Genomic DNA, 16,911 nt, shown 5'->3' with positions numbered 1-16,911 from the left:
GGTCACTACTGGTCTCGATTTGGATCCGGCGGGGTTTTGCCTTTTCGGCGATGGGGATCCGTAGCAACAGCACGCCCGCGTCGTAGCTGGCCTTCACCGCCTCGGCGTCCAGGGCATCGCCGAGGACGAGCTGGCGGCTGAAAACGCCGCGGGGACGCTCGGACGCAATCAGTTCCGTGGTGTCGTCTGTCAGATTCTTCCGTTCGGCGCGGACCGTCAGGACGTTGCGTTCGACGTCGATGTCCACCGAGTCGACGTCCACCCCGGGCAGATCGAATGCGACGACAAATTCCTCTCCGGCTTGCCAAGCGTCCATGAGCATCGCGGCGGGCCTGGCCGCCGTGCCGAGGACCTGCTGGGTGAGCCGGTCGAGCTCGCGAAACGGGTCGGTGCGCATCAGCATGGCTATCTCACTCCCTACAGATCGTGTATGACGTTGCCCAGCCAGATTATCTATCCTGGCTGCGATAGATTTTTTATAACACCGGTGCCACACTGGTGCAAGAGGCTAATTAACAGGTCTTAGGAGGATCCTATGGGGCCGGACACCGGCGGGGCCGCGGGCGTCTATGCCATCTCTGTGGCGGCCGAACTCGTGGGGATGGGACAGCAGAATTTGCGTCTCTACGAACGCAAGGGGCTGTTGCAGCCGGGCCGGACCGACGGCGGTACCCGCCTGTACAGCGAGCAGGACTTGGTAGCGCTTCGCAGGATCAGCGCGCTCCTTCAGGACGGGCTCAACCTTGCCGGGATCCGGGTCGTCCTCGAGCTGGAGGCGGCCAACCGGCACTTGGAACGCGAACTCAACGCAGCCAAACGACGAAGTAATCCCTGAGCCGGGCCGTCACATCACAGCTTAGCGGACCACGCTGTGTTCAATTCGCCGCTGGCTGACTTGGGGCCTGGGTGGGCAGTCCGCGCCGGAAGGCTCCGGGCGCCCTGAGACCAGGCGTGCCACAATCAGGCGCTCAGCTTTCCAATCGCGCTGCTTTCAAGGTTCTCCAACAGGTGCCGCGGATTGTCGTAGACCTCTGCGGCACCGGCCTCCCGCAGTTCGGCTTCGCTGATTCCGCCACAGGTCAGGGCAATGGCGGGAACTCCGATTGCCGCGGCGGCCAGCACGTCCCAGACGGCGTCGCCAACAAACACGACGTCCGCCGGGCTGAGTTCAAGCTTGTCCAGGCACGCCAGCAGAATGTCGGGAGCGGGCTTGCTCTCGGCGGCGTCGTTGGAACTGGTCCACGCATCGATAGACGTGCCGGCGTCGAGGAGGCGCCGGGCGACGTCCAGGTCGCGCTCCTGCGCTGATGACGCCAAACCCACGGCCAGCCCGGCGCCGGAGCATGCGGCCAGGAGGTCCCGGGCAGAGTCGAAGGGGCGCAGGGAAGGCCAAAACGTGGCGAACACGGCGCCGTGCGAGGACTTGAGGTCTTCCTGCATGTCCTTGGTGCACCCGGGGACCAAGTGTTCGATGAGCTTGTCGCCGCCCATGCCGACGCAGCGGTGGATAGCCGAGATCTGGACGTCCAGCCCCTCCCGCCGGAACGCCTGCCACCAGGCAAGGGCGTGGAAATAGCTGGAGTCAATCAAGGTCCCGTCGACGTCGAAAAGGACGCCGCGTTTCTTTTCGGATTTTGAACCTGGCACCATTGCTACTCCACCTTTAGTTGAGGGCCGCATGTGCCTGACCAGGCAACGGCTCGGCCCATATCGGATCTTTCCTGACCGGGGTCCGAAGGACCTCTCAAAGACTCATAGTAAGACTACTTAATAGAGGAGTTGAGCGCCCGGCCGGGCCCCCGCTCGCTAGGCTATGTCCATGGACGGGAGCGAGATATGACGCAGCGAACCTACCCTCAGGGCGTACCGTGTTGGATCGACACCGAGCAGCCCGACGTCGAGGCGGCCGCCGAGTTCTATGCTGGCCTCTTTGGCTGGACGTTCGAGGACGCCGTGCCGGCGGGCGCGCCGGGCCGATACTTGATAGCCAAGCTCGATGGCCAGGACGTCGCCGGGATGGCGGACGCCCGTGGTGCCGCGGCATGGAATACCTACATATCCGTCGAGGACGCGGATACCGCAGTGCAGCGTCTGGTCGCAGCCGGCGCTACGGTGCGGTCGGCAGCCGCAGACGCTGGAGAAGGCGGCCGCAGTGCTGCGTTGACCGATCCAGGGGGCGTCGGGTTCCGCATTTGGCAAGCCAGGCGACGCTTGGGGGCACAGGTGGCCAATGCGCCGGGGTCCTGGAATTTCAGCGACCTCCACACGCCTAACCCCGGCGCGGCCATCAAGTTCTATGAGGACGTGTTTGGCTGGCAAGTCGACGACCTCGGCTTCGGGATCATGGTCCGCAGGCCCGGTTACGGTGATCACCTTGAGGCGACAATCGATCCGGGCATCAGGGCGAGGCAGTCAGCCCTGGCCCCTCCACTTGGCTTCGAGGATGCGATCGCCTGGATCGCGACCACGGCCCCCGACGAACTGCCGCAGTGGCACGTCTCGTTCACCGTTGCCGACCGGGACCAGACGGTGGTTGATGCGAAGCGGCTCGGCGCCCAAGTCCTTAGCCAAAGCGAGACCGAGTGGACGCGCACGGCACTGATCCGGGACCCCCAGGGAGCGGAGTTTACCGCCAGCCAGTTCACGCCCCCGTCGCCATGAGCGCTCCTTCAATGGAGGCGCCGGGTCAGAGGGCGCCGGGTCACGAGGGGCTGGCACACGTGGCGTCGGGTCTGGCGCGAACTTTCACTCGGTTGGCCCGGCAAGGAGCTTTCTGATCTCGGCGAGCTTTGCCTCAGACTCTTCGAGGCTCAGGCGGAGCCCCTCGACCGTTGCGGCACTCGTATCAGCCGCATCGACGGGCGGCGCGGAAGCCTTCTTGGGAGCCAGGAAGAAGTTGGCCAGATAGCCGGTGAATGTGCCGAAGATGCCGACACCGACGACGATGATGCCTGTCCCGATCATGCGGCCCGCATCGGTGACCGGATATTGGTCACCGTATCCGACGGTCGAGATCGTGACGATCGTGTACCAGAGGGAGTCCGAGGCGGTCGTGATGTTGGCCCCTGGGGCGTACTGCTCGACGCCGAGCATCGTGAGGCTTCCGAATTCCAGCACGAAAATGCCCATGAGCAGCAGTATGTACAGGGAGCTGCCGGCCCGATCTTTGATCAGCGCTCGGCCGACCGTCTGGATGCCGACATCGCGAAGCAGCCGGTACACCCGGGCAAGCCGGAAAACGCGCAGGATCTTGAACTGCGCCAAAGGCACACTGGCCAACAGGTCGGCCCAGCCGAAGTGCTTGAAGAAATAGGCGCCCGCCGATGGTGCGGTGAAGATCCGGTAGAGGAAGTCGGCGACGAAGATAATGCTGAACAGGGCGTTCATCGCCTTCAGTACGGTGTCGAGCGACTCGTCCTGCGCGGCGTACAAGAGTACGAGATTGACGATCGACAGGATCGAAAGGATACCGATGAAGATTTCGTATCCGATGCTCTTCAGTTCATTGCGTTCCTTGCTCATGTGAGGATTCTGGCACGCGGGCGGCGATGTAGCTGACACTTTTTGCCCAGGTTGCTGGCGCGTACAAAAGGGATCTGCGTGGAGTTCTGTACGGTGTCGCGCGCCGCAGAGCTTTCACGGCAGGTACGCGAAGGTCGCACAGCGGGAATCTATTGACACCCCGGTGTGATGACTGCCATATTTTCAAAGTACGCGCTATGTGAATCGTGTTGTGTAATACGCAATTCGATGGCAGGTGGGGGACGTGCCCTCACCGTCAAAGCACAGGACAAGAGCTTGGGGGAACGGGCAGACGATTTCGGGCCGCAACGGCTGGGCCAGATTGGCATCGCGTGTCCGTCGCCAAGAGTCCCGCAAAAGAGTCCCTCGCGGACTCAGGAAAGGAACACAGGAACTATGGTTCACAAAGTAAAGGCGGTCATCGCCAAGGAAAAGAATGCCCCTGTTTCGGTCGAGAACATCCTCGTGCCGGATCCCGGACCCGGTGAGGCGCTTGTGGACATTCTGACCTGCGGCGTCTGCCACACTGATCTCCACTATAAGCAGGGCGGAATCACCGATGATTTCCCCATCCTGCTGGGCCATGAGGCCACCGGCGTGGTCAGCGCCGTGGGACCGGATGTCACCGAGGTCGCTCCCGGGGACCGCGTGATCCTGAACTGGCGCGCGGTGTGCGGCGAGTGCCGTGCCTGTGCCAAGGGCCAGCCGCAGTACTGCTTCAACACCCACAATGCAACGCAAAAGATGACTCTGGAGGACGGCACCGAGCTGACGGCCGCGCTGGGCATCGGGGCCTTCGCCGAGAAGACGCTCGTCGCGGCCGGGCAGTGCACCAAGGTTGACGAGGACGCCGATCCCGCAGCTGTCGGGCTGCTCGGCTGCGGTGTGATGGCCGGCATCGGCGCCGCCATCAACACCGGTGAGGTCAAGCGCGGCGAATCCGTCGCCGTCATCGGCTGCGGCGGCGTGGGCATCGCCGCGATCGCCGGCGCGAAGCTGGCCGGCGCGACGACGATCATCGCGGTGGATATCGACGCCAACAAAGTGGAAATGGCCAAGTCCCTCGGCGCCACCCACGGCGTGGACTCGAGCAGGGAAGACCCGATAGAAGCCATCCGGGCGCTGACCGGCGGCAACGGTGCCGACGTCGTGATCGAGGCGGTGGGACGCCCCGAAACGTACAAGCAGGCGTTCTACGCCCGGGACCTCGCCGGCCGCGTAGTGCTGGTGGGCGTGCCGACACCGGACATGTTGCTCGAGTTGCCGCTGCTGGATGTCTTTGGCCGCGGCGGGTCGCTGAAATCCTCCTGGTACGGAGACTGCCTGCCGTCCCGCGACTTCCCGATGCTGGTCCAGCACTACAAGCTCGGCAATCTGGACCTGGACGCCTTCGTCACCGAACGCATCACCATCGACCAGGTGGAAGAGGCCTTCGGCAAGATGCACGAGGGCAAGGTCCTGCGCTCCGTGGTTGAAATCCGGCCGGCCGCCGATCTCGCGGCCGTGGCGGAGCCCGCATGAGCGTCACCATCGAGAGCCTGGTGACGTCGGGGACGTTTTCGCTCGACGGCGGCACCTGGGACGTGGACAACAACGTCTGGATCGTCGGCGACCGCGAAGAATGCGTGATCATCGATTCCCCGCACGACGCAGCCGCAATCATCGACCAGGTCCGCGGCCGGAAGGTCCTTGCCATCCTGCTCACCCATGCGCACAACGACCACATCGGCGCGGCCCGCGAGGTCGCAGCGGCGGTGAATGCCCCCATCCACCTGCACCCCGATGACCTGATGCTCTGGGAAAAGGTTTATCCCGACGTCAAGCCGGACCGTGATCTTGCCGATGGCGAGGTCTTCCGCGTGGGAGGCGCGACACTGAGGGCCATCCACACCCCCGGCCACTCACCCGGATCCACCTGCTTCCTGCTGGCGGGGGAGGGAACGGTGTTCACCGGCGACACTCTGTTTAACGGGGGCCCAGGGGCGACCGGCAGGTCCTACAGCGACTACCCGACCATCCTCTCCTCGATCCGGGAACGGCTGCTGACGCTCCCTCCCGAAACCGTGGTCCGCACCGGGCATGGCGACAGCACCACAATCGGGGCGGAGCGGGAGACGCTGACCAAGGTGAAGCTGTGAAATTAGGCAGGCAGCCGGCTCCCGTCGCGGACATTAACGAGGACGAGCTGGAAGTCCACACACCGAAGAAGCAAGCAGCCGGTGTCAAGGCAGTGATGGTGGCGCTGGAGCGCGCCGTGGCCCAGGCCGGAGTATCCCGGACGGCCCACTCGCTGCTGCGGCTGAACCAGCGCGGCGGGTTCGACTGCCCGGGCTGCGCGTGGCCGGAATCGGATAAGAAGCGCAAAACGGCCGAGTTCTGCGAGAACGGCGCCAAGGCGGTGGCGGAGGAGAACACCCTGCGCACGGTCGGGGCGGAGTTCTGGGCCCGGCATTCCATCGCCGAACTGGCTGGGAAGACGGAATACTGGCTGGGCAACCAGGGCCGGCTCAGTGAGCCCGTGGTCATCCGGGAAGGAGACGCGCATTATTCGCCGATCTCCTGGGCCGAAGCGTTCGGTCTGATCGGGGAGCACATCCGCGCTTCAAGCCCTGACCGCTGCGTTTTATACACCTCCGGGCGCACCGCGAACGAGAYGGCGTTTATGTACCAGCTGTTCGCCCGGGCCCTGGGCACGAACAACCTCCCGGACTGTTCCAACATGTGTCACGAATCCTCGGGCTCGGCGCTGAACCCGACCATCGGCATCGGCAAGGGCACCGTGTCCCTGGAGGATATCCACGACTCGGGACTCATCTTCGTCGTGGGGCAGAATCCCGGCACCAACCATCCCCGGATGCTCTCAGCGCTCAAGGAATGCAAGGACAACGGCGGCAAGGTGGTGGCGGTGAACCCGCTGCCCGAGGCCGGGCTGTTCAACTTCAAGGACCCGCAGACCGTCTCCGGTTTGYTCGGCAACGGCACACCGCTGGCAGACGAGTACCTGCAGATCAAGGTGGGCGGGGACCTGGCTTTATTCCAGGCCTTGGGCCACCTGCTCTTGGAGGAGGAAGATCGGGCACCCGGCACCGTCGTCGACCGGACTTTCGTCGAGGCACAGACGGACGGCTTCGACGCCTACCGCGACGCCCGCCGGGAGCTGGACTGGGAAGAGACCGAGACAGCCACCGGCCTGGCCCGGGCCCAGATCGAGGAAGTGGCCGGACTGCTCATCCGGTCCAAGGCCACCATCTTCTGCTGGGCCCTCGGCGTCACGCAGCAGCCGCACTCCGTGGACACCATCAAGGAAATGGTCAACGTCCTGCTCCTGCAGGGCAACTTCGGCAAACCCGGCGCCGGCGCCTGCCCGGTCCGCGGACACTCCAACGTCCAGGGCGACCGGACCATGGGCATCTGGGAGAAGCCCAAGGAATGGCTGCTCGAAGCCCTGGACAAGGAATTCCGGATCACGTCTCCGCGCGGCCACGGCTACGACGCCGTCGAGGCCATGGAGGCCTTTGAGCGGAACGAGGTGGATGTGTTTGTGTCCATGGGCGGCAACTTCTCCYTCGCCTGCTCCGACACCGAAACCCTCGAAGCCGGGATGCAGCGGATCGGACTGACCGTCCACATCTCCACCAAACCCAACCGCTCCCACATCGTGCACGGGCGCACCTCGCTCATCCTTCCCACCCTGGGCCGGACAGACAGGGACGACAAGCACCCGGGCGGCGCCCAGTTCCTCTCCGTGGAGGACTCCATGTCCGTGGTCCACTCCACGCAGGGCCGGCTGAAGCCGGTCTCCGAGCACCTGCTCGCCGAGCCGGTGATCATCGCCCGGATGGCTGACGCCACGCTCGGCGAGGACCATCCGGTCAACTGGAAGGCCATGGCCGGGGACTACGACGTGGTCCGGGACCACATCTCCCGCGTCATCCCGGGCTTCGGGGACTTCAACACCCGGATCCGGACCAGGAACGGCTTCGTACTGCCCAACCCGCCGCGCGACACCCGGTCCTTCAAGACAGACATCGGCCGCGGACGGTTCACCGTCAGCCCGCTGGAATACCTGACCCCGCCCCAGGGCCACCTGGTCCTCCAGACCATCCGCAGCCACGACCAGTACAACACCACGTTCTACGGCGTGGATGACAGGTACCGCGGGATCTCGGACGGACGCAGGGTGATCCTGGTGCACCCTGAGGACCTGGCGGAGCTCGGTTTCCAGGACCGGGACCTGGTGGACGTGGTGAGCACGTTCCGGGGTCACGACCGGCAGGCGGACAAGTTCCGGCTCGTGGCCTACCCGACGGCCAAGGGCTGCGCTGCGGCGTATTTCCCCGAGGCCAACGCCCTGGTCCACAAGGAGAACGTGGCACGGGAATCCAACACCCCGGGCTTCAAGGCGATGTTCGTCCGCTTCGTGCCGCACCCTGTGGAGCACCTCGAGCCGGCTGCCGCGCTTGGGGCGGCCACGGCGAGCTAGCCACTGCGACGGAGCGGCCCCGCTTCCTGGTTGGGATCCAGCCCGGGAGGCGGGGCCATTCCGTTGCGCCTCTCTTGCTCCACGTGGCAGATAACGGCAGTGTCCGACGCCGGGACTGCCGTTAAATGCCAGCTGGCGGCAGGAGGGCGGACTCCATTGTCTGTTCGCGCGAACGGCCCGCCAGCCTCGGGATTTCCCCAGACCGGCGGGCCGGATCGCGTCAGCCGCGCAGCCGCTCCATGCCGGGATCGAAGAGCGGCTCGGCCGTGACAGTCGCCGCGATGCGCCCGCCGAAGTACTCCACCTCTACGGCGTCGCCCTCGGTCACCGAGGCAGGCAGCCAGGCATAGGCGAGGGGCTTGCGGACCGAGTAGCCGTAGGCGGCGCTGGTGACATAGCCGGCGGCCTCGCCGTTGACGTACACCGGTTCCTTGCCCAGCACCACGGATGTGCCGTCGTCCACGGTCAGGCACCGCAGCGCCCTGGTGGCCGGCAGTTCCCTGAAGGCGGCCAGGGCGTCGCAGCCCACGAAGCCCTCTTTGTCCTTGGCGATCGAGAATCCCAGGCCGGCCTCGTAGGGGTGGTGCTGGGAGGTCATGTCCGTGCCCCACAACCGGTAGCCCTTCTCGAGCCGCATGCTGTTGAACGCTCCACGCCCGGCCGCGATGATGCCGTGCTCCTTTCCTGCATCGAAGAGGAGGTCCCACAGCTTCAGCCCGTACTCGGCGGTGGTGTATAGCTCCCAGCCAAGCTCGCCTACATAGGAGAGCCGCATGGCGGTGACGGGGATGCCGCCCACCGAGATGTCCTTGGTGCGGAAGTACTTCAGGCCCTCGTTGCTGAGGTCGTCCGTGCTGAGCTTGCCGATCACTTCACGTGCCAGCGGCCCCCAGAGCCCGATGCAGCAGGTGCTGCCGGTGATGTCGGAAACGTGCACCCACCGGGCTGGATCCGCCGCCGACTGCTTCCTGGCCTCGACACGGAGGTAGTCCAAGTCCACGTTGCTGTTCACGCCGAGCTGGAACTGCTCCTCAGCGAGCCGGGCGACCGTCACGTCGCTGCGGATGCCGCCGTCGTCCGCCAGCAGGAGGCAGTACGTCACGGCACCCGGCTTCTTTGCGATGTTGCCGGTGCTCAGCCGCTGCAGCAGTGGCAGCGCCCCGGGCCCCGTGACCGCCAGCCGCTTCAGCGGCGTCATGTCATAAAGCCCGACGGCGGTACGCGTCTTCCACGCTTCGGCCGCCGAGATGGGGGAGTGGAACATCGCGGACCACTCGTCCCGCTCGGGTGCCTGCCATTGCACCGGCAGTTCGTCGAGCAGGCCGCGGTTGGCCTCGAACCAATGCGGGCGCTCCCAGCCAGCGGACTCCAGGAAGAACGCCCCGAGCTCCTTCTGACGGATGTTAAACGGGCTGACGCGCAGGTCCCGCGGGGATTCCTTCGGCTGCAGCGGGTGCAGGACGTCGTAGATTTCCACGAAGTTCTGCTGGGACGTTTCGCTGACATACTGGTCGCTGGTCTGGACCTTCTCGAAGCGCGTGAGCTCGCAGCCGTGCAGGTCGGTGCGGGACTGGCCCTCGATGAGCAACTCCGCCATGGCCCTGGCGACGCCGGCTGAGTGGGTGACCCAGACTGCCTCGGCAACGAAGAAGCCGTCGACGTCGGGGGACTCGCCCAGCAGAGGGCCGCCGTCGGGAGTGAATGAGAAGATGCCGTTGAACCCGTCCTCGATCCGGGCCCCGCGCAGGGCCGGAAGGAGGTCCTGGCTGTCCTCCCAGGCGGGCAGGAAGTCTTCCATGGTGAAGTCCAGGCGCGAGGGCATCCGGTGATCGGACATCTCCTCCGCGCCAACGCGGGGAAGCCGTTCCATGTCCACCGGCATCGGACGGTGCGCGTAGCTGCCGATGCCGATCCGGTCGCCGTGCTCGCGGTAGTAGAGGTCCTTGTCCTGGAAGCGCAGGATGGGCAGTCGGGCCCCGTTGGGAAGTTCGTTCCGGCCCTTCAGCTCCGGAAGTGGCGTGGTCTTCACGTACTGGTGCGCCAGCGGCAGCAGCGGCACCTTCAAGCCAACCATCTTGCCGAGCTCGCGGCMCCAAAACCCGGCGCAGGACACCACAATGTCCGCCGGGATCACGCCGTCGGCCGTTTCGACGCCGGTGACCTTGCCCGAGGTCTGTTGGATGCCTGTCACGGTGGTGGAGCCGAGGTAGGTCACGCCGGCTTGGCGGGTGCGGCTGATCAGCAGCTGGACGGCGCGGGCGGCGGAGGCCAGGCCGTCCGTCGGGACGTGAAGGCCGCCGAGGACCTGGTTGCCGTTCGCCAGCGCCCCGGTGGTCAGCAGCGGGTAGTGCTTCCCGCACTCGTCGGGGTCGATGATCCGGCCTTCGATGCCCCAAGAGGTGGCGTACCCCAGCTTGCGCTTGAGGTCCTGCAGCCGCACCTCGGTGGTGGCAAGCTCAAGCCCGCCGAGCTGGTTGAAGCAAGACACTCCGTCGGCGCTGAGGGAGAGCAGCTTGTCCACCGTGTAGCTGGCGAATTCCGTCATGGTCTTGGACGGGTTGGTCTGGAAGACCAGGCCGGGGGCGTGCGAGGTGGAACCGCCGGCCAGTTCCAGCGGACCCTGCTCGACGACCGTGAGGTTGTTCCAGCCGCGGCTGGCGAGTTCGTCCGCGAGGTTGGTGCCGACGATGCCGGCGCCGATGATGACGACGCGTGGTGATGCGCTCATAAGTTGTTCTCCTGGTTCGCGTTAGCGGAATACGACGGTGCGGGTGTTGTTGAGCAGGACGCGGTGCTGGCAATGCCACTTCACAGCCCGGGACAGGGCCTGTGATTCGGCGTCCCGGCCGACCGTCACCAGGGCGTCCGCATCCAGGCTGTGGTCCACCCGGAAGACCTCCTGCTCGATGATGGGTCCCTCATCCAGGTCGGGCGTCACGTAGTGCGCCGTGGCCCCGATGAGCTTCACGCCGCGGTCATAAGCCTGGTGGTACGGCTTCGCGCCCTTGAAGCCCGGCAGGAAGGAATGGTGGATGTTGATGGCCCGGCCGCGCAGGTTTGTGCACAGATCATTGGACAGCACCTGCATATACCGCGCCAGTACCACCAAATCGGCGTCGTACCCGGCCACGAGTTCCAGCAGCCGCGCCTCGGCTTCCGGTTTGGTGCCGGGGGTCACCGGAACATGGATGAACGGGAGCCCGGCGTTTTCGGCCATAGCGCGAAGGTCCTCATGGTTGGAAACCACGACGGCGATCTCCGCACCCAGGCTGCCCGCGCGCCACCGGTAGATCAGGTCGTTCAGGCAGTGGCCGAATTTGGAGACCATGACCAGGAGGCGCTGCGGCCGGCCGTCGTGGAAGGTGAAGTTCATGCCAAATTCGGCGGCCGTTGCCGCGAAGCCGGCCGTGAGCCTCTCCGCGATGGAAACCCGGTCGTTGAGCCCGTCGAAACCGGGATCTGGACGGGTTCCGTCACCGGTGTCCGTGCGCCCGCCGGTGAAGGCGGTGCGCAGAAACAGGTTCCCGCTGACGTGGTCATCGAACTGCTGATGCTCCACGATGTCGAAACCGCGGTCGGCCAGGAAGGCGGTGACGGCCCGGACGATGCCGGGCCTTTCGGGGCAGGCCAGGGTGAGGACGAACTCAGGCGTGCGGGTTTTGGGCGACGAGGGCTTAGCAGCGGCCTCGGCCGTTGCGGCTGGAATGCCGCCGGTGGGGCGGCCATCAAGAATTGTGGTCACGATTTCCTCCTACTTCGTGGCGACAGCGTCGGGAGAGGCGCCGGATTTGGCGTCGCTGTCTGTGGCATCGCCGGGGCAGCGGGTGGCTGAGGAACAGCGTCCGTCGCACTCATGCTTGGTCACGAGATCAAACTGGACGCCTCCGTGCTGTTCCACGCCGGTGCGGATGGCACGTTCGACGACGGTCGTGGCGAGCCTCTGTCGCAAGGCCAGCGGATCGCGGCGCAGGTCACGGGCCAGTGCGACGCACAGCAGCAGCATGACCAGAACGAAAGGCAGGGCGGCCACGATCGTGATGCGCTGCAGGCCGGATAGCGCTTCGGACGGTTCATCGCCGCCGGCCAGGAGCATCACGGCTGCCACTCCGCCGGTCAGCAGGCCCCAGAAGATCACCAGTCCGCGGCGAGGTTCGCTGGCTCCGTTGGAGCTCAGCGAGGCCATGATGATGGAGGCTGAGTCTGCTCCGGTGATGAAGAAGATTGCCACGAGGACCATGGCMAGGACGATGACGGCGGTGGTTGCCCAGGCAGGCATGTTCAGGTTCTTGACCAGGTCGAAGAGGGCACCGTCGAAGGATATGGAGGGTGCGCCGTCGACCATTTTCACGAGGCCGTCAGCGGGGTTCTCCGTCTTGTCGGCCTGCTGCTGGATGCTGAAGGCAGTGCCGCCGAAGATGCCGAACCAGATCACGCTGACAATGCTCGGAACCAGCAGTACTCCGGTGACGAACTGCCGGATGGTGCGTCCCCGGCTGATGCGGGCGATGAACATTCCAACGAACGGCGTCCAGGACAGCCACCAGGCCCAGTAGAAGATCGTCCAGCTGGACATCCAGCTCCGCAATGCCTCGTCTCCCACGGCTTCCGTCCGGGAAGACATTTCGGCCAGGTCCCTGGCATAGTCACCGATCGCGGCTGGAATCAGGTTGAGGATGAAGAGCGTGGGGCCGGCAACAAAGACGATGAGTGCCAGGACGACGGCCAGGACCATGTTGATGTTGGACAGCCATTGGATGCCGCGGCTGATGCCGGATACCGCGGAGGCCACGAAGCAGGTGGTCAGGATAGCCACGATCACCACGAGCACCGGGGTGCCGATCTCCCCGACCCAGCCGTTGGACGTCAGGCCGCTGCCGATCTGGAGGGCGCCAAGGCCCAACGACGCTGCGGTACCGAACAGCGTGGCGAAGATTGCCAGGATGTTGATGAACTTGCCGACGGGCCCTTCGACCATCCGTATGCCAAAAAGCGAGGTGAAGGCCGCAGAGATGAGTTGCTTGCGCCCCAAGCGGTAGCTGCCGTAGGCCATGGCGATGCCAACAACCGCGTACATTGCCCAGGGGTGCAGGGTCCAGTGGAAGATGGACGTGGCCATGGCGGTCTGGATGGCTGCGGGGGTCCGTCCGTCCACGGTTCCGGGCGGCGGTGAGATGTAGTGGTACAGGGGTTCAGCCACGCCGTAGAACATGAGCCCGATGCCCATGCCTGCGGCAAACATCATGGCTATCCAGGAGATGGTGCGGAATTCGGGTTTTTCCCCGTCTTTGCCCAGCGGGATGTTGCCGAACTTACCGACGGCGAGCCACAGCACGAATACCACGAAGAGAGAAGCCAAGACCATGAAGAGCCAGCCGGTGTACTCCATGACCCAGTCGAGAACGCCCTGCGACGTGGCAGAAAGGCTGTCCCTTCCGAGGAAACCCCACATCACGAAGGCGACGGCGCATGCGCCCGTGATCCCGAATGTGACCTTGTCGAGGGTCAGCTTGCGGTTCCGACGTTCCGTCACGGCCCGCTCGGTCTTGCCCTGACGCAGTTCCTGCAGGAGCTGATCATAGTTTTCGGTATCCGGGACGAGTGCAGGAGGGAGGGGATCCGGGGCAGTTGGCTCCGCTTCCAAAGGTGTTGAAGGTGTGAGGACTGCCGCCTGCCCGGCGGGGGTGGTGACGTTGACGTCGGTGTCCACACCGATGTCACTGTTCAAGTTCGTGTCGCTGTTCAAGCCAATGTCACTGTTCAATGCCATGAGGGATTCCTCTGTTCGGATTCATGGGCTGGGGCTAGATGTGGCCGTCCACTGTCAGGCCTGGGGGGAGGTTGGGAACCTCATTGGATTCGGTGATCATGATGTCGCCGTCGATCACTGTGACTTCGTGGGAGCGGACCGGCAGCTTGGCCGGCGGGGCGTCGACGCTTCCCGTACGCAGGTTGAACCTGGATGCGTGGAGCGGGCATTCGACCCAGCAGTCCTCCACCCAGCCGTCCGCCAGGGAAGCATCCTGGTGGGTGCATGTGTCGTCAATGGCAAAGAGTTCGCCTTCCTCGGTGTGGAAGACGGCGATGGGCGGTGAGGTGTTCAGCCGCAGCGCTTCCCCGGGCGCCAGTTCGCTGAGCGGGCATGCCTTGTGCATGGAGGGACCTCTTCTTCGGTCGGGATCCTTGGCTGTGCAACTGCCGCTGGTGGTGTTCCGTAGTGAACAACAGCAATCGCAATAAGCAACAGAGTGCGGTAGGTCACAATGCTTGTCAAGGTATTACCTCTCTGTTTCGTGCCAGGGTCCCTTTGGCGGAGGGACCCTTGACAGTGGGCGTGGCATGAATCACGCTGTTGCATATAGCGATTGTTGTTGCGTAAGAAGCAATTGAAGGGACGTCGAAATGCAGACGCTTGCGATTGTGGGAGCTTCCCTGGCGGGTCTTTCCGCCGCCCGGGCGGCCCGCGCCCAAGGCTTTACCGGCCGGCTGGTCATTATTGGCGACGAGCCGCACCGGCCGTACGACCGGCCGCCGCTGTCCAAGGACTTCCTGCTCGGCGCCATCACAGCGGAGGACCTTTTCCTGGAGTCCGACGCCGACGAGCTGCAGGCCGAATGGCTGCTCGGAGCCGGAGCCGCGTCCCTGGATGCCTCTTCGCGAACCATCCTCCTGACGGACGGCCGCAGCGTGACAGCGGACGGAATTGTCATTGCCACCGGCGCGAAGGCACGGCAGCTGCCTATCTTGGCGGGGCTGAGCAATGTGTTCACGTTGCGCACCCTGGCGGACGCACAGAGTCTTGCCCCCGAGCTGGTGCCCGGGAGCAGGATGGCTGTGATCGGGGCCGGATTCATCGGCGCCGAGGTGGCCTCCGCTGCCGCGTCGCGCGGCATGGAAGTCACGATGATCGACACCAAGGCCGTCCCGTTCGCCGCCCAGCTCGGTACGGAGATGGGCGGCGTGGTGGCCGGGCTCCATGCCGCCAACGGCGTGGAGCTCATTTCCTCAGCAGTCATAGAGGACTTCTACAGCGGCGAAGGCAACGTCACCGGGCTCCGGCTGGCCGGTGGACGCTATGTGGCCGCCGACGTCGTGGTGGTTGGCATTGGAGCCGAGCCGAACACCGGCTGGCTGGAGGGCTCCGGCGTGGAGCTCCGCGGCGGTGTGTTGTGCGATGCCATGGGCCGCACCGGTGTCCCCGGGATCGTGGCCGTGGGCGACTGCGCCTCCTGGTTCGACCATGCAGCCGGCACACACCGCCGGGTGGAGCACTGGACCGGCGCCCTGGAGCGTGCGGCCCTGGCCGTTGAGGCGCTGCTGGACTCTGATGCCCCGCCGAAGCCGGCAAAGCCTCACTATTTCTGGTCCGACCAGTACGGCGTCAAGTTGCAGTTCGCCGGCCACTGCGCCGGCTATGACCGGGTGGAGATCGAAGTCGGCGACGTCCTGACGCATAGCTGTCTTGCCGTGTACTACCGGGGGGATGTTCCGGTGGCGGTCCTCGGGATGAACCAGCCGCGGCTGTTCACGAAGTGGCGGCGCCTGCTCGCTGCACCGGCCCGGCCACTGGGCTCGCCCAGCGGGCAGGCTGCCTGTGCGGACGCCTCCGCGCTGGTGGCCCTGGTGGGGGCTGCCGCCGTGTCCTGACAACCGTGCCTGAAACCTGACCCAAGAATCCCGTCCCAACAAGTTCCAGCTTTCGTTGTTCGTTTTGTTCGTTAGGAGGACAAATTGTCTGTTGAGGTAAGCGCTCCGAGTCTGATCCCCACCCTGCCCGGTTACACCTACGTGGATGAAGCCGTATTCCGGGCGGAGCAGGAGCGGATCTTCGAGCAGATGTGGTTCTGCGCCRTCCGGTCCGCGGACCTGGACAAGGCGGGTGCCTGGAGGACGGTCCAGGTGGGGCGGGAGAGCGTGTTGATCAGCCGGACCCGCAAGGGCGGAATCCGTGCCTTCTACAACATCTGCCGGCACCGGGGCGTCAAGCTGTGCATGGAAGAGCAGGGCGAAGCCGCCCGCTCGTTCCAATGCCCTTACCACGCCTGGACCTATGACTTCGAAGGCAAACTCATCGCGGCCCCCAACCTGACCAAGATGCCGGACATCGACCGGGACGAGTACGGCCTGGTGAAGGTCCATATCCGCGAATACCTGGRCTACGTCTGGGTGTGCCTGGCTGACGAGCCGCCGTCATTCGAAGAGGAAGTGATGGGTGCCATCGAGGAACGGCTCGGCGACCTCAAGGCGATCGAAGGCTACGACGTGGCCAACCTCAGCCTGGGCCGCCGGATCCGCTATGACGTGAAGGCGAACTGGAAGCTCATCATCGAGAACTTCATGGAGTGCTACCACTGCGCCACGATCCACCCCGAACTCACCGAGGTGCTGCCGGAATTCGCTGACGGCCTGGCTGCGCAGTACTTCGTGGGCCATGGCGCCGAGTTCGGCGAGGACGTCAAGGGTTTCACCATCGACGGCTCGGAAGGGCTGGACCTGATTCCGGGGGTGGGGGAGGACCAGGACCGCCGGTACTACGCCATCACCATCAAGCCCACAGTGTTCGTGAACCTGGTCCCGGACCACGTGATCATCCACCGCATGTTCCCCATGGCCGCGGACCACACGATCGTGGAGTGCGACTGGCTCTACGTGCCCAGCGTCGTGGAGAGCGGCAAGGACGTCAGCGCGTCCGTGGAGCTGTTCCACCGCGTCAACCAGCAGGACTTCGACGCCTGCGAGCGGTGCCAGCCGGCCATGGGATCGAAGGTCTATGCCAAGGGCGGCGTGCTGGTGCCGAGCGAGCACCACATCGGCGCCTTCCATGACTGGGTGCAGGAGAAGGTAGGGGACATCGTGGCCGGTTCCTGAGCCGAACCCGGCCGGACCTCAGCTGGTGGTTGGGCTTGCTC

The 16,911-nt window shown here is 65.0% G+C and carries 14 protein-coding genes; 7 read left to right on the top strand and 7 right to left on the bottom strand.

Annotated features, from left to right (window positions below; translation table 11 throughout):
• A partial coding sequence (locus AC1D1S_RS11915) for an Hsp20/alpha crystallin family protein (protein ID WP_476994520.1) occupies positions 1-403 on the bottom strand: 403 nt, incomplete at its 3' end.
• Positions 404-535: 132 nt separating this feature from the next.
• On the opposite strand from AC1D1S_RS11915, the gene AC1D1S_RS11910 reads away from it, so the two are divergent.
• Positions 536-835: a MerR family transcriptional regulator gene (locus AC1D1S_RS11910; RefSeq protein ID WP_476950272.1), complete on the top strand. Its 300-nt coding sequence runs from the start codon at positions 536-538 to the stop codon at positions 833-835.
• Between the two features lie 125 nt (positions 836-960).
• On the opposite strand, the gene AC1D1S_RS11905 is transcribed toward AC1D1S_RS11910, so the two are convergent.
• Complete coding sequence (locus AC1D1S_RS11905) at positions 961-1,650, bottom strand: HAD family hydrolase (protein WP_476994519.1); 690 nt, start codon at positions 1,648-1,650, stop codon at positions 961-963.
• A gap of 186 nt (positions 1,651-1,836) precedes the next feature.
• Between AC1D1S_RS11905 and AC1D1S_RS11900 the strand changes: the two genes are divergently transcribed.
• On the top strand, positions 1,837-2,661 hold the full coding sequence (locus AC1D1S_RS11900) for a VOC family protein (protein ID WP_243177886.1): 825 nt from the start codon (positions 1,837-1,839) through the stop codon (positions 2,659-2,661).
• An 84-nt stretch (positions 2,662-2,745) separates the two neighbouring features.
• On the opposite strand, the gene AC1D1S_RS11895 is transcribed toward AC1D1S_RS11900, so the two are convergent.
• On the bottom strand, positions 2,746-3,522 hold the full coding sequence (locus AC1D1S_RS11895; protein WP_243177885.1) for an ion transporter: 777 nt from the start codon (positions 3,520-3,522) through the stop codon (positions 2,746-2,748).
• Between the two features lie 396 nt (positions 3,523-3,918).
• Here AC1D1S_RS11895 and AC1D1S_RS11890 point away from each other — a divergent pair, with 396 nt between their 5' ends.
• The 3 genes from AC1D1S_RS11890 to AC1D1S_RS11880 are packed head-to-tail and all read left to right on the top strand — an operon-like array spanning position 3,919 to position 8,005.
• Positions 3,919-5,043 carry an S-(hydroxymethyl)mycothiol dehydrogenase gene (locus AC1D1S_RS11890; protein ID WP_476945043.1) on the top strand — a complete coding sequence of 375 codons (1,125 nt, stop codon included), beginning with the start codon at positions 3,919-3,921 and terminating at the stop codon, positions 5,041-5,043.
• On the top strand, positions 5,040-5,660 hold the full coding sequence (locus AC1D1S_RS11885; protein ID WP_243177883.1) for an MBL fold metallo-hydrolase: 621 nt from the start codon (positions 5,040-5,042) through the stop codon (positions 5,658-5,660). The genes AC1D1S_RS11890 and AC1D1S_RS11885 overlap by 4 nt, the downstream gene beginning before the upstream one ends.
• The gene (locus AC1D1S_RS11880; protein WP_476994518.1) at positions 5,657-8,005 is read left to right on the top strand and encodes an FdhF/YdeP family oxidoreductase; all 2,349 of its coding nucleotides are present in this window, start codon (positions 5,657-5,659) and stop codon (positions 8,003-8,005) included. The genes AC1D1S_RS11885 and AC1D1S_RS11880 overlap by 4 nt, the downstream gene beginning before the upstream one ends.
• 220 nt (positions 8,006-8,225) lie before the next feature.
• On the opposite strand, the gene AC1D1S_RS11875 is transcribed toward AC1D1S_RS11880, so the two are convergent.
• The 4 genes from AC1D1S_RS11875 to AC1D1S_RS11860 are packed head-to-tail and all read right to left on the bottom strand — an operon-like array spanning position 8,226 to position 14,157.
• On the bottom strand, positions 8,226-10,733 hold the full coding sequence (locus AC1D1S_RS11875) for a GcvT family protein (protein WP_476994517.1): 2,508 nt from the start codon (positions 10,731-10,733) through the stop codon (positions 8,226-8,228).
• Between the two features lie 21 nt (positions 10,734-10,754).
• The gene (gene purU / locus AC1D1S_RS11870; RefSeq protein WP_476945045.1) at positions 10,755-11,747 is read right to left on the bottom strand and encodes a formyltetrahydrofolate deformylase; all 993 of its coding nucleotides are present in this window, start codon (positions 11,745-11,747) and stop codon (positions 10,755-10,757) included.
• 9 nt (positions 11,748-11,756) lie between these two features.
• Positions 11,757-13,772, bottom strand: a complete 2,016-nt coding sequence (locus AC1D1S_RS11865; protein ID WP_243177879.1) for a BCCT family transporter — start codon at positions 13,770-13,772, stop codon at positions 11,757-11,759.
• A gap of 34 nt (positions 13,773-13,806) precedes the next feature.
• Positions 13,807-14,157, bottom strand: a complete 351-nt coding sequence (locus tag AC1D1S_RS11860; protein WP_243177878.1) for a bifunctional 3-phenylpropionate/cinnamic acid dioxygenase ferredoxin subunit — start codon at positions 14,155-14,157, stop codon at positions 13,807-13,809.
• Positions 14,158-14,404: 247 nt separating this feature from the next.
• On the opposite strand from AC1D1S_RS11860, the gene AC1D1S_RS11855 reads away from it, so the two are divergent.
• Together AC1D1S_RS11855 and AC1D1S_RS11850 are read left to right on the top strand one after the other, a co-directional pair.
• The gene (locus AC1D1S_RS11855; RefSeq protein WP_476944330.1) at positions 14,405-15,649 is read left to right on the top strand and encodes an NAD(P)/FAD-dependent oxidoreductase; all 1,245 of its coding nucleotides are present in this window, start codon (positions 14,405-14,407) and stop codon (positions 15,647-15,649) included.
• Positions 15,650-15,733: 84 nt separating this feature from the next.
• Complete coding sequence (locus AC1D1S_RS11850; RefSeq protein WP_476994516.1) at positions 15,734-16,870, top strand: aromatic ring-hydroxylating oxygenase subunit alpha; 1,137 nt, start codon at positions 15,734-15,736, stop codon at positions 16,868-16,870.
• The last annotated feature ends 41 nt before the right edge of the window (positions 16,871-16,911 follow it).

Source organism: Arthrobacter sp. P1_A5 (assembly GCF_056406825.1).
Note: the sequence above shows the minus strand (reverse complement) of the source record. Positions and strands in the feature narration are given on the sequence as shown.

Bases quoted from the DNA above. Each gene is read 5' to 3' on its own strand.
- AC1D1S_RS11860 (WP_243177878.1), bottom strand. From the start codon at position 14,157: ATGCACAAGGCATGCCCGCTCAGCGAACTGGCGCCCGGGGAAGCGCTG.
- AC1D1S_RS11890 (WP_476945043.1), top strand. From the start codon at position 3,919: ATGGTTCACAAAGTAAAGGCGGTCATCGCCAAGGAAAAGAATGCCCCT.
- AC1D1S_RS11855 (WP_476944330.1), top strand. From the start codon at position 14,405: ATGCAGACGCTTGCGATTGTGGGAGCTTCCCTGGCGGGTCTTTCCGCC.
- AC1D1S_RS11905 (WP_476994519.1), bottom strand. From the start codon at position 1,650: ATGGTGCCAGGTTCAAAATCCGAAAAGAAACGCGGCGTCCTTTTCGAC.
- AC1D1S_RS11885 (WP_243177883.1), top strand. From the start codon at position 5,040: ATGAGCGTCACCATCGAGAGCCTGGTGACGTCGGGGACGTTTTCGCTC.
- AC1D1S_RS11900 (WP_243177886.1), top strand. From the start codon at position 1,837: ATGACGCAGCGAACCTACCCTCAGGGCGTACCGTGTTGGATCGACACC.
- AC1D1S_RS11895 (WP_243177885.1), bottom strand. From the start codon at position 3,522: ATGAGCAAGGAACGCAATGAACTGAAGAGCATCGGATACGAAATCTTC.
- AC1D1S_RS11910 (WP_476950272.1), top strand. From the start codon at position 536: ATGGGGCCGGACACCGGCGGGGCCGCGGGCGTCTATGCCATCTCTGTG.